General features: G+C 66.9%; 15 protein-coding genes. 10 read left to right on the top strand and 5 right to left on the bottom strand.

What is annotated here, in order from left to right:
• Positions 1-63: 63 nt before the first annotated feature.
• The 6 genes from BM009_RS10940 to fabI all read left to right on the top strand — a co-directional run bounded on the left by BM009_RS10940 (position 64) and on the right by fabI (position 6,172).
• The gene (locus BM009_RS10940; RefSeq protein WP_093296126.1) at positions 64-1,311 is read left to right on the top strand and encodes a putative DNA modification/repair radical SAM protein; all 1,248 of its coding nucleotides are present in this window, start codon (positions 64-66) and stop codon (positions 1,309-1,311) included.
• Positions 1,312-1,391: 80 nt separating this feature from the next.
• On the top strand, positions 1,392-1,877 hold the full coding sequence (locus tag BM009_RS10935) for a hemerythrin domain-containing protein (RefSeq protein ID WP_093296124.1): 486 nt from the start codon (positions 1,392-1,394) through the stop codon (positions 1,875-1,877).
• Positions 1,878-1,880: 3 nt separating this feature from the next.
• On the top strand, positions 1,881-3,359 hold the full coding sequence (locus tag BM009_RS10930; protein ID WP_093296123.1) for a UdgX family uracil-DNA binding protein: 1,479 nt from the start codon (positions 1,881-1,883) through the stop codon (positions 3,357-3,359).
• 97 nt (positions 3,360-3,456) lie between these two features.
• Entirely contained in the window at positions 3,457-4,398 is a 942-nt protein-coding gene (locus BM009_RS10925; protein ID WP_093296566.1) for a DnaJ C-terminal domain-containing protein, read from the top strand.
• 5 nt (positions 4,399-4,403) lie between these two features.
• A complete protein-coding gene (locus tag BM009_RS10920) occupies positions 4,404-5,372 on the top strand; it encodes a YihY/virulence factor BrkB family protein (protein WP_093296121.1) in 969 nt (322 codons plus the stop codon).
• On the top strand, positions 5,369-6,172 hold the full coding sequence (gene fabI / locus BM009_RS10915; RefSeq protein ID WP_093296119.1) for an enoyl-ACP reductase FabI: 804 nt from the start codon (positions 5,369-5,371) through the stop codon (positions 6,170-6,172). Before BM009_RS10920 ends, fabI begins: the two co-directional genes overlap by 4 nt.
• A 33-nt stretch (positions 6,173-6,205) precedes the next feature.
• Here fabI and BM009_RS10910 read toward each other — a convergent pair whose 3' ends face one another.
• From BM009_RS10910 to sppA, 4 genes are all read right to left on the bottom strand, one after another.
• Positions 6,206-6,604, bottom strand: coding sequence for a hypothetical protein (locus BM009_RS10910; protein WP_093296118.1), 399 nt, complete (start codon positions 6,602-6,604; stop codon positions 6,206-6,208).
• A gap of 77 nt (positions 6,605-6,681) precedes the next feature.
• Complete coding sequence (locus BM009_RS22225; protein ID WP_139216600.1) at positions 6,682-6,996, bottom strand: hypothetical protein; 315 nt, start codon at positions 6,994-6,996, stop codon at positions 6,682-6,684.
• A gap of 146 nt (positions 6,997-7,142) precedes the next feature.
• A complete protein-coding gene (locus BM009_RS10905) occupies positions 7,143-7,706 on the bottom strand; it encodes a GNAT family N-acetyltransferase (RefSeq protein ID WP_093296116.1) in 564 nt (187 codons plus the stop codon).
• Complete coding sequence (gene sppA, locus BM009_RS10900) at positions 7,703-9,604, bottom strand: signal peptide peptidase SppA (protein WP_093296115.1); 1,902 nt, start codon at positions 9,602-9,604, stop codon at positions 7,703-7,705. Before sppA ends, BM009_RS10905 begins: the two co-directional genes overlap by 4 nt.
• Before the next feature lie 205 nt (positions 9,605-9,809).
• Here sppA and groES point away from each other — a divergent pair, with 205 nt between their 5' ends.
• Together groES and groL are read left to right on the top strand one after the other, a co-directional pair.
• Entirely contained in the window at positions 9,810-10,097 is a 288-nt protein-coding gene (groES, locus tag BM009_RS10895) for a co-chaperone GroES (protein WP_064310559.1), read from the top strand.
• Between the two features lie 55 nt (positions 10,098-10,152).
• Positions 10,153-11,787 carry a chaperonin GroEL gene (groL, locus tag BM009_RS10890; protein ID WP_093296113.1) on the top strand — a complete coding sequence of 545 codons (1,635 nt, stop codon included), beginning with the start codon at positions 10,153-10,155 and terminating at the stop codon, positions 11,785-11,787.
• A 138-nt stretch (positions 11,788-11,925) separates the two neighbouring features.
• On the opposite strand, the gene BM009_RS10885 is transcribed toward groL, so the two are convergent.
• Positions 11,926-12,459: a hypothetical protein gene (locus tag BM009_RS10885; protein ID WP_093296112.1), complete on the bottom strand. Its 534-nt coding sequence runs from the start codon at positions 12,457-12,459 to the stop codon at positions 11,926-11,928.
• Between the two features lie 166 nt (positions 12,460-12,625).
• On the opposite strand from BM009_RS10885, the gene BM009_RS10880 reads away from it, so the two are divergent.
• Both BM009_RS10880 and serA read left to right on the top strand, forming a co-directional pair.
• Positions 12,626-13,783: a phosphoserine transaminase gene (locus tag BM009_RS10880; RefSeq protein ID WP_093296110.1), complete on the top strand. Its 1,158-nt coding sequence runs from the start codon at positions 12,626-12,628 to the stop codon at positions 13,781-13,783.
• Between the two features lie 147 nt (positions 13,784-13,930).
• A complete protein-coding gene (serA, locus tag BM009_RS10875; protein ID WP_093296109.1) occupies positions 13,931-15,508 on the top strand; it encodes a phosphoglycerate dehydrogenase in 1,578 nt (525 codons plus the stop codon).
• Positions 15,509-15,516: the final 8 nt, after the last annotated feature.

The following is a 15,516-nucleotide window of genomic DNA, read 5'->3' as shown; positions in this document are numbered from 1 at the left end:
TACAGGGCCGATGGCCGAGCGTCCATCTGGACAGCAGGTGCTTGAGAACATAGATGGAACGGGATGGCGCAACTCGACACCCGTGCAAAGCTGGCGATCCTCGCCGATGCCGCGAAATATGATGCGTCCTGCGCGTCTTCGGGGACGGCCAAGCGCACGTCGAAGGACGGGAAGGGGCTGGGCTCCACCACCGGCATGGGCATCTGCCACGCATATGCGCCGGACGGGCGCTGCATCAGCTTGCTCAAGATCCTGCTGACCAACAGCTGCATCTTTGACTGCCATTATTGCATCAACCGCAAGAGCTCGAACGTGCGTCGTGCGCGGTTCACGCCCGCCGAGGTAGTCGACCTCACGCTCAACTTCTATCGCCGCAATTATATCGAGGGGCTGTTCCTCTCCTCGGGCATCATCCGCTCGTCCGACTATACGATGGAGCAGATGGTGGAGGTGGCGCGGAGCTTGCGCGAAGACCATCATTTCCGCGGCTATATCCACCTCAAGACGATCCCCGATGCCGATCCGGCGTTGATCCACCAGGCGGGGCTCCATGCCGATCGCCTCTCGATCAATGTCGAGTTGCCGACCGTGGCGGGGCTCAAGCGGTTGGCCCCGGAGAAATCTGCGCCGCAGATCGAAGGCGCGATGCTCGGCATGCGTAGCGCCATCGAGGACGGCGCGGATGCGCGGAAGCGCTATCGCTCGGCGCCGAAATTCGCGCCTGCCGGCCAGTCGACCCAGATGATCGTCGGCGCCGATGCCGCGACCGATGGCGACATCATCGATCGCGCCGCTGGGCTCTATGGTCGCTTCGGTCTGCGCCGCGTCTATTATTCGGCGTTCAGTCCGATTCCCGATGCCAGCACGGTGCTGCCGCTCCAGCGCCCGCCGCTGATGCGCGAGCACCGGCTGTATCAGTCGGACTGGCTGATGCGCTTCTACGAGTACCGCCCGGACGAGGTCGCGCAGGCGGTAGACCCGGCCACGGGTATGCTGCCGCTCGATATCGACCCCAAGCTCGCCTGGGCGCTGCGCTTCCGCGATCGCTTTCCCGTCGACCTCAACCGCGCCCCGCGCGAGGCGCTGCTGCGCGTGCCCGGGCTCGGCACCAAGGCGGTCGCCTCGATCCTCGCCGCGCGCAAATGGCGGCGGCTGCGGCTGGAGGATGTCGCGCGGCTCACCGTCTCGCTGGCCAAGATCCGCCCGTTCATCGTCACCGCCGACTGGCGCCCGGTGGCGCTGACCGACAAGGCCGATCTGCGCGCCTGGATCGCGCCCAAGAAGGAGCAGCTGGAGCTGTTCGCGGCGTGAGGTCAGGCTTGCGAACGACTCGCGGGAGCAACCTCGATCAGCGCCGCCGGTTGGGGCTGGGAAACCAGGGAGACTCCCACATGGCTAAGCAGCCCCGCATCTTCGCCGACCTCATCGCCGATCACGATCGCCAGCGCGACCTGATCGCCAAGATTGACGCCACCTCGGGCGACAGCCCCGAGCGGCGCGATCTGTTCGAGCAGCTCCGCCTCGAGCTCCAGTCGCACGCCGCGGCGGAGGAAGAGTCGCTGTACGCGACGATGCTCGCCAACCCGGAGCTGCGCGAGGATGCGCGCCATTCGGTGTCCGAGCACAAGGAAGTCGACGACCTGCTCGGCGAGCTGATGGACATCGAGATGTCCTCCTCCGCCTGGCTGTCGAAGTTCCGCGCGATGAAGGACCGCTACCTCCACCATATCGACGAGGAGGAGGAAGAGATGTTCCCGACCGCCGAGAAGGAGCTTTCCTCGGAAGAGGAAGAGCGGCTCGGCAAGATATTCGAGAAGCGCAAGCCCAAGGAACTGGAGCGCGCCGAAGCCCACCCGCCGGGCGACGAGCGCGAGTAAGCGTTGCGCGCCGTAACGCTTGCCGCCGAGGATGATTTCGAGGGCTGGCGCGATGCGGCGCGGGCGCTAGCCCAGGCGCATGTCGCGCCACCCGAAGTGGTGTGGCGGGTAGGGGACGCGCCGGGGGATTTGTTTGCCTTCGACCACCCTCACCCTTCCGCGGCTTTGCCGCTCCCTCCCTCTTCCAATGGGAGAGGGAATCAAGCGCCCTCTCCCATTGGAAGAGGGAGAGGACCCGCCGCCGAAGGCGGTGGGGAGGGTGAGGGTGACCGTCGCCTGCGGGTTCCGAAGGCCTTTCTCGACCTAGCCCAGGCCGTCATCCTCCATTCCGACCCGCAGCGCTTCTCGCTGCTCTACACGCTGCTCGCCACCGATCCGCACCGGATCGAGGACCGCGCCGACCCGCTGGTTCGCCGGCTGGAGCTGATGGCCAAGGCGGTGCGCCGCGACATCCACAAGATGCGCGCCTTCGTCCGCTTCCGCGAGTTGGTCGACGAGCGCGGCCCGCGCTTCGTCACCTGGTTCGAGCCCGAGCATCACATCGTCCGCGCCAATGCCCGCTTCTTCGTCGAGCGCTTCGCGAGCATGCGCTGGTCGATCCTCACGCCCGAAGTTTCGCTGCACTGGGACGGCGCCACGCTCAGCGAAGGTCCCGCCGCCACCCGCGGCGATGCGCCTGCCGATGATCCGGTGGAGGCGGTGTGGAAGACCTATTATGCGTCGATCTTCAATCCCGCCCGGCTCAAGACCGGCGCGATGCTGAAGGAGATGCCGCGCAAATACTGGAAAAACATGCCCGAAACCGCGTTGGTCAAGGAGCTCGTGGCCGGCGCCCGGGCGCGGGAGACAACGATGGTGGAGACGGCGCGGAGCTCGGTCGGTGGCAATGTCGAGGGCGCCTGGGAGGCGCTGCGCGACGAGGCGGCGGCGTGCACGCGCTGCCCGCTCTACAAGCCTGCGACGCAGACCGTGTTCGGCGAGGGGCCGCTCGATGCCGACATGATGCTGGTCGGCGAACAGCCCGGCGACCAGGAGGATCTCGCCGGCCGCGCATTCGTCGGCCCCGCCGGGCAGATGCTCAATCGCGCGCTCGACGAGGCGGGGATCGACCGCGCCCGCGTCTATGTCACCAACGCGGTCAAGCACTTCAAGTTCGAGCCGCGCGGCAAGCGGCGCATCCACGCCAAGCCCGATGCCGGCGAGATCACCGCATGCCGCTGGTGGTACGAGCAGGAAGTCGCGCTGGTCCGCCCCAAGCTGGTCGTGGCCCTGGGCGCCACCGCCGCGCGCCAGATCACCGGCAAGGCGGCGACCATCTCGAAACTGCGCGGCCAGAAGCTGGCGCTGCCCGAAGGCGGCACCGGCTGGGTGACGGTCCACCCCAGCTACCTGCTCCGCCTGCCCGATGCCGATGCGGCGGCGCAGGCGTACCAGGACTTCGTCGCCGATCTGCGCGGCGCCTGGGCACTGCTCGGCGGATAGCGCCCCTTGCGCGAAACGATCCGCACGCCGATGTTTGGGCTTTAACACCTGTCCTGTAACGGGCGGGCCATTGGCATTGGACGCATTGGGGATTTTGGTGGCAGATCCATACGTAACGCTCGGGGTGGCGCGCGGCGCGAGCGAGGACGAGATCAAGAAGGCCTATCGCAAGCTCGCCAAGGAGCTGCACCCCGATCGCAACAAGGACAATCCCAAGGCATCGGAGAAGTTCAGCCAGGTCACGCAAGCCTATGACCTGCTGACCGACAAGGACAAGCGCGCCCGCTTCGATCGCGGCGAGATCGACGGCGACGGCAACCCGATCGCGCCCTTCGGCTTCGGCGCGGGGACCGGCGGCGGCGGGGGCGGCTTCCGTCCCGGCGGCGGCCAGTTCGACTTCGGCGGCGGCGAGGCCGATATCGGCGACATCTTCGAGGGCCTGTTCGGCGGCGGCAAGCGCGGCGGCGGCGGGGGCGGCTTCAGCGGCGGCTTCGGCGGCTTCGGCCGGCGGCCCCAGCCCAAGGGCGCCAATATCGCCTATCGCCTCGCGGTGTCGTTCGAGGATGCGGCCAAGCTCGCGCCGCAGCGGATCACGCTCAAGGACGGCAAGACGATCGACTTGAAGCTGCCCGCCGGCGTCGAGGAAGGCACCCAGATGCGCCTCGCCGGCAAGGGCGAGGAAGGGCCGGGCGGCGCCGGCGATGCGATCGTCACGATCGAGATCCAGCCGCACCGTTTCTATGTGCGCGACGGCGACGACATCAAGCTCGACCTGCCGGTGACGCTGGCCGAGGCGGTGCTGGGCGCGCAGGTGCGCGTGCCGACGCCGGACGGCCCGGTGATGCTGACCGTGCCCAAGGGCTCCAGCTCGGGCAAGGTGCTCCGCCTCAAGGGGCGCGGCTTCCACAAGCGCGGCGGCGCTCGCGGTGACCTGTTCGTCACGCTGATGGTCGAGTTGCCGGTCGACGACGACGCCCTCATCGAATTTGCGCAAGGATGGAAGAACACGGGGAACCCGCGGGGACGCATGGGCGTCTGACCCGGGTGGACGATCCGACGCGCGCCTCGATCTCGCCCCAGTCGCCCGAAGGACGGCGGCTCGGGGTCGGCGGAAAGGTGCCGCGGCGGCTCGCCGAGCTTGGCGTGACCGAGCGGATGCTCGAGATCACCAAGCGCGTCGCGATCGGCACCTTCAACGACGGCTTCACCTATGCGGGCAACCTCGCCTATCTCTCGCTGGTAACGCTGTTCCCCTTCTTCATCGTCGCGACCGCGCTGGCCAGCCTGGTCGGGCGCACCGGCACCGGCGTGCACGCGCTGGAGGCCTTTCTCCAGACCGTGCCGCCCGACGTCGCCAAGCTGCTGCGCGAGCCCGTGATCGAGGTGCTGCACAATCGCAGCACCGGGGGCCTGCTCTGGTTCGGTGCGCTGGTCGGGCTGTGGACCACCGCCGGCTTCATCGAGACGATCCGCGGCATCGTCCGCCAGGCCTATGGCGTCTCCTCGGACAAGCCCTTCTGGCGCTATCGGCTGGGTGCGATCGGGATGATCGTCGCCGCGGTGCTGATGGTGATGCTCGCCTTTGCGTTCCAGGTGATCCTGACCGGCATCGAGCAGTTCCTCTACCGCATCCTCCCTTGGGCGACCGAGGCGCAGCGCTTCGCCTCGGCGGGCAAGGCGGTGCCGGCCTTTGCCTTGTTCGGCGCGCTCTATGTGCTGTTCTTCGCGCTCACGCCGTCGCTATATCGTTCGCGACGGTATCCCAAATGGCCGGGCGCGCTGTGCACCACCCTGTGGTGGCTCAGCGTCACCGGCGGCCTGCCCTGGGTCCTTTCCACCCTCGGCGGATATGGCGCGACCTATGGCAGCCTGGCCGGCGTGATGGTGGCCCTGATCTTCTTTTTCCTGGTCGGGCTCGGCGTCGTCGTGGGGGCGGAGCTCAACGCCGCTCTGGCGGAAGTGCCCGAAGCCGGTCTAGAGGGGGAGCAAGCACAGGAGATTCAGAAGACGTGACCGGATTGATGCAAGGGAAGCGCGGGCTCATCATGGGCCTCGCCAACGACAAATCGCTGGCATGGGGTATCGCCAAGGCACTGCACGCCCAGGGTGCGGAGCTGGCCTTCTCCTACCAGGGCGACGCACTGCTCAAGCGGGTGAAGCCGCTGGCCGAGCAGGTCGGCTCCGATTTCCTGATCGATTGCGACGTGGCGGACATGGCCGCGCTCGACACCACGTTCGAGACGCTGGCGGCGCGCTGGCCGACGATCGACTTCGTCGTCCACGCGATCGGGTTCTCGGACAAGAACCAGCTGCGCGGCCATTATTACGACACCACGCTCGACAACTTCCTGATGACGATGAACATCTCGGTGTACAGCTTCACCGCGGTGGCGCAGCGCGCGCAACGGATGATGCCGAACGGCGGCAGCCTGCTGACGCTCAGCTATTACGGCGCCGAGAAGGTCGTGCCGCACTACAACGTGATGGGCGTCGCCAAGTCGGCGCTGGAGACCTCGGTCAAGTATCTGGCGATGGATCTCGGGCCCGAGAATATCCGCGTCAACGCCATCTCGGCGGGCCCGATCCAGACGCTGGCGGCGCGCGGCATCGGCGACTTCAACTATATCCTCAAGTGGAACCAGCTGAACTCGCCGCTCCGCCGCAACGTGACGATCGAAGATGTCGGCGGGGCCGGGCTCTACCTGCTGTCGGATCTGGCGTCGGGGGTGACCGGCGAGATCCACCATGTCGATGCGGGCTACAATGTGATCGGCATGAAGGCCGAGGACGCACCGGACATCGCGCTGGCCTGAAGGCCGCTCGGGGCGGCCGTGCGCCGCCCCGGTTCAATCGTCGCGCAGCAGCCAGGCGCGGGCGGACTCGACATCGTCGAACAGCATCGCACCGGGCCGCACCTCGACGATCCGGCGGATTTGCAGCCGCGTCAGCATCGTCGAGGCGACGAAGGCGAGGCGGTGCGCCCAGTGCGTCATCTCGGTATCGGCGAAGTTCTTCAGCACGAAGTCCGCGGTCGTCTGCGGCAGCACATGCACGCCGCGGGCATCATAGAGCGTGCGATGCCGGCCCGCATCAGGCCCGAGCGTGAGGATCGCTGCGCGCGCCTCCTCCGCGATCCAGCCGACATCCTCCGGCGAGGGCACGCCGGTGACGCGGACGACGATCAGGCGGGCCTCACGCTCGACATCGATCGTGAAGTCGACCGCATACGGCGAAGTTGGAACCATTGCTTCGAACCTTGCCCATCGGACTGGCGAGGTCAATCCAGCGTGGGCGGGCGCTGCCTTGCACCCGCCCTGAATGGTCAGGAAATTCGGCTGCTGATCAAAACGGCTGTGTTGCGGTCGTGGTGCTTGTCACCCGTTGCGCCGCGGAGAAATCGTATCGGTTCCGTGGGATTATAGGGCGGTGCGCCAGCCATGCAGTTGGCGTATTCCTGCAGGCGGCAATCCTTCAAGGAGCTGTAGCCAAGTTCTGCCTGGTAGCCAGCGCAGATACGGATCGAATAGTCGACGCATGCCCCCGAGGTCTGTGCCATGGCGGGTGTGGTCGGGGCAGTTTGGAGCAGTACCAGCGCCGCCAATGCCAGCGGAGTCCGAGCGTTCAGGAACGTCGTCAAAGCGCACCTCCAGTATCGGCGGTGAGTCGCCGATACTGAAGTCTACGCTTTAAATGGTTGTTTGCAAAAGGAACTGCGACCAATTTGATCGCTTCTCGCCGATCTAGTCTGTCAAAAGGGATCTATTGGGTAGCCAGCGTTGCCGCTCAGGCGCGGACGACGCCCAGTTCGTGGAAGGGCTTGGGCTCCTCCGGCGGGCGGGCCGGCTCGTTGAGCTCGCACTGCCAGATGCCGACATCGATCCACTGGCCGTGCTTGTACCCGGCCTCGCGAAACACGCCGGTGCGGCGGAAGCCCACCGCCTCGTGCAGCGCGATCGAATTGTCGTTGGGCAGGGTGATCATGCCGAAGGCGTGGACGAAGCCCTGCGCGCGCAGCGTGTCGACCAGCGCCTCGTAGAGCAGCCGCCCGGCGCCGCGGCGCTGGGCGGTGTCTGCCATGTAGATCGAGCTTTCGACGACGTAGCGATAGGCCGGGCGGTCGCGGAACTTGCTGGCATAGGCATAGCCGATCACCCCGCCATCGGCGCCGTCGCCATTGGTGGCGACGATCCAGGGATAATAGCCTTCGCTCGCCCCCATCCGCGCGGCCATGGTGGCGGCGTCGGGCGGTTCGATCTCGAACGAGGCGGTGCCCGTCAGCACGTTCGGCGCGTAGATGGCGGCGATCGCCGCTGCGTCGTCCGGCGTGGCGGCGCGAATTCCGATCACTTCATTGCTCCCATGGCGAATTGGAGAAGGGCAAGGTCGCTGGGCTGCGCGCTCGGCACGCCCAGCGCCATGCATTCGAGGCAACGCGCCTGCACCGAGCCGGCGGCGGTCAGACGCCTGGCGTCGCCCAGCGCCCGGGCGAGCAGCATGCGGCGCTCCTCGCCGATCCGGGCATAGGCATCGCTGCCGGCAGGGGCGTCCGCCCAGTTGCCGTCGTCGTCCTCGTCGTTGCCGAGCGAGCCGACGAAGCCAGCGATCGCTGCGGTCAGCGCATTGGGCTTCTTGGCGAGATACACCGGGCGCACCTTGGCGGGATCGAGGTTTGCGCGCTTGGCGGCCTCGGCGATGGCGTCGTTCAATCCGCCGAAGCGATCGACCAGGCCGATCTGCCGGGCGATGCCGCCGATCCACACCCTGCCCTGGCCGATCTCGTCGACCCGCTGCGGGGTGAGCTTGCGCGAGGCAGCGACCAGCCCGACGAAGCGGCCATAGCCCGCCTCGATCGCCGATTGCAGGATCGTGTCGACCGTCGCGTTGGTCCCGCCATAGATGCTCGGCTGGCCGGTGAGCGGCGTGCTCTCCACCCCGTCGGTGGTCACGCCGATCTTGGCGAGGCTGTTCTCGAAGGTCGGGATGATGCCGAAGATGCCGATCGAGCCGGTGATCGTGTTCGGCTCGGCGAAGATCACGTCGCCCGCGGTCGACACCCAATAGCCGCCGCTCGCCGCGAGGCCACCCATCGAGACCACGATCGGCAGCTTCTGCGCCTTGGCCTGGAGGATCGCCTGGCGCATCTGCTCCGAGGCCATGGCCGAGCCGCCCGGCGAGTCGACGCGCACGACGAGCGCCTTGAGCTTGCCGTCCTTGAGCCCGTCGAGCACCAGCTTGCTGACGGTGTCGCCGCCCGCAGTGCCGGCGCCGCCCTTGCCGTCCACGATCTCGCCGGCGATGGTGATCACGCCGATTGCGTCGCCGCTGGTCGGCAGCGGATTGGCCTGCAGCCAGTCGGCGAGCTTGATGCCGTTGAAATTGCCCGCACGGGCGCCGCTCGGCGCGCCGACGAGCTGCGCGACATGTTTGCCGAAGGCGATCCGGTCGCCGAGCTGGTCGACCAGCCCGTACGCCTTGTTGGCGCTGGCGATGTCGCCCTTGGCGGCGGTGATCGCCACGTCGGGCTTCATCAGGAAGTCGGCGATGCGCGCCTTGGGCCGCGCCTTCAGAATGCCCTCGCGCCACTGGTCGAGCAGCCCGCCATAGAGGCCGGTGTTGGCCTCGCGCGCCTCGGGCGACATGTCGGCGCGGATATAGGGCTCCACCGCCGACTTGAACTTGCCGACCTTATACACGTGGACGTTGATGCCGAGCTTCTCGGTCAGCCCCTTGTAATAGAGCTGGCGGCCGCCCGGGCCCATGAACAGCGATCCGCCCATCGGGTGCACCCAGATCTCGCTGGCATTGGCCGCGATCTGGTAGCCGCTGTCGGTATAGGCGGTGGCATAGGCGAGCACCGGCTTGCCCGCGGCGCGGACGCGGCCGACCGCGGCGGCGACGTCGCTCACCGTCGCGGGATAGCCGCCGAGGAAGCTGTCGAGATCGAGTACCACCGCCTTGACGCGCGAATCCGTCCTGGCGGCGTCGAGCGCGCGGATCACGTCGCGGGCGCCCACCTGGCCGGCGGCACGGGCACCGCTCACGCTGGAGAAGGGATCGGCCTCGCTCGGCTGCTCGACCAGCGCGCCGTTGAACGCGACGATCAGCGCGCCGTCGCGAATCGTTGCCGGGGTCGGCCGGTGCGAGAGCGCCGCGAACAGCGCGGAGAAAAACAGGAGGAGCAGAACCAGGACGAGCAGGTCCTTGATTCCGACGAGTATCTTCCAGGCGGTACGAACCAGCTTCACCGGCGGCTCCTCAAAGGGTATTCCGCCATCGGTGCTACCGGATGCGCGCAGGCGAGGCAACGACCCGTCTTACCGATCCAACACGCTGAAAAAAGTTCCCGCCGCACCCGTTGACGAAGCAAATTTCGGTTCACATATCCCAGGTGTTAGCACTCCGGGGGACCGAGTGCTAAACAGCGATTTCCACCTGAAAGAGGATCAGGCAATGAACTTCCGTCCGTTGCACGACCGCGTGCTCGTCCGCCGCGTCGAAGCCGAGGAAAAGACCGCCGGCGGGATCATCATCCCCGACACCGCCAAGGAAAAGCCGCAGGAAGGCGAAGTCGTCGCCGTCGGCACCGGCACCAAGGCCGAAGATGGCAAGGTGACCCCGCTCGACGTGAAGGCGGGCGACCGCATCCTGTTCGGCAAGTGGTCGGGCACCGAGGTCAAGGTCGACGGTGAAGACCTGCTGATCATGAAGGAAAGCGACATCCTCGGCATCGTCGGCTGAGCGACCTCGCGAACCTCAACTTCCTAAACTTAGCGAAATTTGAAAGGGCAGTCCCATGGCAGCCAAGGACGTAAAGTTTTCGCGCGACGCTCGTGAGCGCATCCTTCGCGGCGTCGACATCCTCGCCGACGCGGTGAAGGTCACGCTGGGGCCGAAGGGCCGCAACGTGGTGATCGAGAAGAGCTTCGGCGCGCCCCGCATCACCAAGGACGGTGTGTCGGTCGCGAAGGAAATCGAGCTCAAGGACAAGTTCGAGAACATGGGCGCGCAGATGGTGCGCGAAGTGGCCTCGAAGACCAACGACATCGCCGGCGACGGCACGACCACCGCGACCGTTCTGGCGCAGGCGATCGTCCGCGAAGGCATGAAGTCGGTTGCCGCCGGCATGAACCCGATGGACCTGAAGCGTGGTATCGACCTCGCCGTCACCAAGGTCGTCGAGGACGTCAAGGCGCGCTCCAAGCCCGTTTCGGGTTCGCAGGAAGTCGCCCAGGTCGGCATCATCTCGGCGAACGGTGACGTTGAAGTCGGCCAGAAGATCGCGGAAGCGATGGAGAAGGTCGGCAAGGAAGGCGTGATCACCGTCGAAGAGGCGAAGGGTCTCGAATTCGAGCTCGACGTCGTCGAGGGCATGCAGTTCGATCGCGGCTATCTCTCGCCCTACTTCATCACCAACCCGGAGAAGATGGCGGTCGAGCTCAGCGATCCGTACATCCTGATCCACGAGAAGAAGCTGTCGAACCTGCAGTCGATGCTGCCGATCCTCGAAGCGGTCGTGCAGTCGGGTCGTCCGCTGCTGATCATCGCCGAGGACATTGAAGGCGAAGCGCTGGCCACCCTGGTCGTCAACAAGCTGCGCGGCGGCCTGAAGGTCGCGGCGGTCAAGGCACCGGGCTTCGGCGATCGTCGCAAGGCGATGCTGGAAGACATCGCCGTCCTCACCAAGGGTGAAGTGATCAGCGAAGACCTCGGCATCAAGCTCGAGACCGTCACGCTCGGCATGCTCGGCACCGCCAAGCGCGTGACCATCGACAAGGACAACACCACCATCGTCGATGGCGCCGGTGAAGCCGAGTCGATCAAGGCGCGCACCGAGCAGATCCGCCAGCAGATCGAAGTCACCACCAGCGACTACGACCGTGAGAAGCTCCAGGAGCGTCTCGCCAAGCTCGCCGGCGGCGTGGCCGTGATCAAGGTCGGCGGTGCGACCGAAGTCGAGGTGAAGGAGCGCAAAGACCGCGTCGACGACGCACTGCACGCAACCCGCGCAGCCGTTGAAGAAGGCATCGTCCCCGGCGGCGGTACGGCCCTGCTGTACGCGACCAAGGCTCTCGAAGGCCTGAACGGCGCCAACGAGGACCAGACCCGCGGCATCGACATCGTCCGCAAGTCGCTCACCGCGCTGGTGCGCCAGATCGCGCAGAACGCTGGCCAGGACGGCGCCGTCGTCTCGGGCAAGCTGCTCGACCAGAACGACACCTCGTTCGGCTTCAACGCTGCGACCGACACCTACGAGAACCTGGTTTCGGCCGGCGTGATCGACCCGACCAAGGTGGTGCGCACCGCACTGCAGAACGCGGCTTCGGTCGCCGGCCTGCTGATCACCACCGAAGCCACCATTGCCGAGCTGCCGGACGACAAGCCCGCAGCCCCGGCGATGCCGGGCGGCATGGGCGGCATGGACTTCTAAGTCCGCGCCCGACGCAAAAAGAGGGGCCGGCGGAGCGATCCGCCGGCCCTTTTTTGTGCCCGTCGTTTGGCGAGCCGCTTTCGGCTCTTTCGCCCCCTCCCGCCTGCAGCAGGGGGACTTAGATCGCTCGGCCGGCGATCAATCCTTCTTCTTGTCGTCCTTCTCCACCGGCAGTGCCGGCACCGCCGCGCGGGCCGCCGCCATCGGTGCGGCCGGCGGCTTGCAGCCCTTCGATACGCCGAGGCCCTTCAGATAGGCGCGGCGGATCGTGCCGCCATAGATCGCCGCGGTCACCCGCTTCTCCTGCTTGTCGGCGCCGGTGACCATGCGCACCAGCCCGAAGCCGGGGATCAGCGTGCCGACGATCGCGCGGCTGCCCGCCGCCGCGATGGCGCCGCCATTGCCGCCCTTCGCTTCCGGCGCGTCGGCGTCGGTACCCAGCACCGCATTGAGATTGGCGATGCCGCTGCGGATCTGCGTGCAGCTCTTCGTCCCCTGCGACGAATAGGGCGCGGAGGCGGCGAGCAGCAGCACGTCGGGAATCTTCTTCTCGTTGATCCGCAGGTCGCGCAGCGGCGCCTGGGCACCGTCGCCGACGCTCTGTTTCTGTTGCGCCAGTGCTGGCGCGGTGATCAGCGCCGCGGCCAGCCCGGCCGCCAGAATCGTCCGCATGTCGTATCTCCCAGATGTCCTGCAAAGCTGCGCAGCAAAGGCGCGGACCCGCAACATTGTTCCATCGCAACGACGTGCTGAATTGACTTTTGTGCGCCTGCCGCTAGGGCCGTCGACGGGCCACGCGGTCCCAACGCCGCGCGTGCTCTCTGTGAGGAGAGTCTACATGACTGATTTGACTGCCGCCGACGCCACAATTGCGCCTGCGAAGCCCGCCACCAAACCGGCGCGTCCCTATTTTTCCTCTGGTCCCTGCGCCAAGCCCCCGGGTTGGTCGCCCGAGAAGCTCGCCACCGAGTCGCTCGGCCGCTCGCACCGCTCGAAGCTGGGCAAGACCCGTCTCCAATATTGCATCGACCTGATGCGCGAACTGCTGCGCCTGCCGGACACGCACCGCATCGGCATCGTGCCGGGCTCGGACACCGGCGCGTTCGAAATGGCAATGTGGACGATGCTGGGCGCGAAGCCGGTCACCACGCTCGCCTGGGAAAGCTTCGGTGAGGGTTGGGTCACCGATGCGGTAAAGCAGCTCAAGCTCGATCCCACCGTGCTGCGCGCCGATTATGGCCAGCTGCCCGATCTGAACGCGGTCGACTGGTCGAACGACGTGCTGTTCACCTGGAACGGCACCACCTCGGGCGTGCGCGTGCCGAACGGCGACTGGATCGCCGACGATCGCGAAGGCCTTAGCTTCGCCGACGCCACCTCGGCGGTGTTCGCCTATGATCTGCCCTGGGACAAGATCGACGTCGCCACCTTCTCCTGGCAGAAGGTGCTGGGCGGCGAGGGCGCGCACGGCGTGCTGATCCTCGGGCCGCGCGCGGTCGAGCGTCTCGAGACCTATACGCCCGCCTGGCCGCTGCCCAAGGTGTTCCGCCTCGTTTCCAAGGGCAAGCTCGCCGAGGGCGTGTTCAAGGGCGAGACGATCAACACCCCGTCGATGCTGGCGGTGGAAGACGCGATCTTCGCGCTCGAATGGGGCAAGGGCCTGGGCGGCGCAGACGGGCTGATCGCCCGTTCGGACGCCAATGCCGCGGCCCTCGACAAGATCGTCGCCGAGCGCGACTGGCTGGGCCACCTTGCCGAGGATCCCGCGATCCGTTCGCGCACCAGCGTGTGCCTCACCGTCGAGGGCGCCGATGCCGACTTCATCAAGAAGTTCGCCGGCCTGCTCGAAAAGGAAGGCGCGGCGCTGGACGTCGCCGGCTATCGCGATGCGCCGGCAGGCCTGCGCATCTGGTGCGGCGCTACCGTCGACACCGCCGATATCGAGGCGCTCGGCCCCTGGCTCGACTGGGCCTACGCCATCGCCAAGGCGGGCTGATCCCCTAAAGCCCTCTCCCCTCCGGGGAGAGGGTTGGGAGAGGGGCAGGACGATGCCGTCTCTCCCGACGTGCCAGTTTCAAGACACATTCCCCCTCTCCCCAGCCCTCTCCCCGGAGGGGAGAGGGAGCGAACATGGAGCATCCAAATGCCCAAGGTACTGATTTCCGACAAGATGGACCCCAAGGCCGCGCAGATCTTCCGCGAGCGCGGCGTCGAAGTGGACGAGATCACCGGCAAGACGCCGGACGAGCTCAAGGCGATCATCGGCGAGTATGACGGCCTGGCGATCCGCAGTTCGACCAAGGTGACCAAGGACATTCTCGCCCACGCCACCAACCTCAAGGTGATCGGCCGCGCGGGCATCGGCGTCGACAATGTCGATATCCCGGCCGCCTCGGCGCAGGGCGTGGTGGTGATGAACACCCCGTTCGGCAATTCGATCACCACCGCCGAGCACGCCATCGCGCTGATGTTCGCGCTCGCCCGCCAGCTGCCCGAGGCCGATGCCTCCACCCAGGCCGGCAAGTGGGAGAAGAACCGCTTCATGGGCGTCGAGCTGACCGGCAAGACGCTGGGCCTGATCGGCGCGGGTAACATCGGCTCGATCGTCGCCGATCGTGCGATCGGCCTGCGCATGCGCGTGATTGCCTATGATCCGTTCCTCACGCCCGAGCGCGCGCTGGAGATGGGCGTCGAGAAGATGACGCTCGACGATCTGCTGCTGCGCGCCGACTTCATCACGCTGCACACCCCTCTGACCGACCAAACCCGCAACATCCTCAGCCGCGAGAACCTCGCCAAGACCAAGAAGGGCGTGCGGATCATCAACTGCGCGCGCGGCGGCCTGATCGACGAGGCGGCGCTGAAGGACGGGCTCGATTCGGGCCATATCGGCGGCGCGGCGCTCGACGTGTTCGTGCAGGAGCCGGCCAAGGAACACCCGCTGTTCGGCACGCCGAACTTCGTTGCCACCCCGCACCTCGGCGCCTCGACTACCGAAGCGCAGGTCAATGTCGCGATCCAGGTCGCCGAGCAGCTCGCCGAATATCTGATGACCGGCGGCGTCACCAACGCGCTCAACGTGCCGAGCCTCTCGGCCGAGGAAGCCCCCCGCCTGAAGCCGTACATGGCGCTGGCCGAGAAGCTGGGCGGCCTGGTTGGCCAGCTGGCGCATGGCGAGCTGACCAGCATCGCCATCGAGGTCGAGGGCGCGGCCGCCGAGCTCAACCAGAAGCCAATCACCAGCGCGGTCCTGGCGGGGCTGATGCGCGTCCATTCGGACACGGTGAACATGGTCAACGCGCCGTTCCTCGCCAAGGAGCGCGGTCTCGATGTGCGCGAGGTGCGCCATGACCGCGAGGGCGATTATCACACGCTGGTGCGCGTGACCGTCGGCACCCAGGCGGGCGACCGTTCGGTGGCCGGCACGCTGTTCGGCAACGCCGCGCCGCGCCTGGTCGAGCTGTTCGGCATCAAGGTCGAGGCCGATCTCGCCGGGCACATGCTCTACATCGTCAACGAAGATGCGCCGGGCTTCATCGGCCGCCTCGGCACCACGCTGGGCGAGGCGGGCGTCAACATCGGCACCTTCCACCTCGGCCGCCGCTCGGCCGGCGGCGAAGCGATCCTGCTGCTCTCGGTCGACGAGGCGGTGGACGAGGCGCTGCTGGCGAAGGTCCGTGCGCTGCCGGGCGTGAAGACCGCCATGGCGCTCGGCTTCTGAAGCCATTA

This window comes from Sphingomonas sp. NFR04 (genome assembly GCF_900114095.1).
Classification (GTDB): domain Bacteria; phylum Pseudomonadota; class Alphaproteobacteria; order Sphingomonadales; family Sphingomonadaceae; genus Sphingomonas.
The sequence above is the reverse complement of the archived record's forward strand: the minus strand, read 5'-3'. Positions and strand labels throughout refer to the sequence as shown.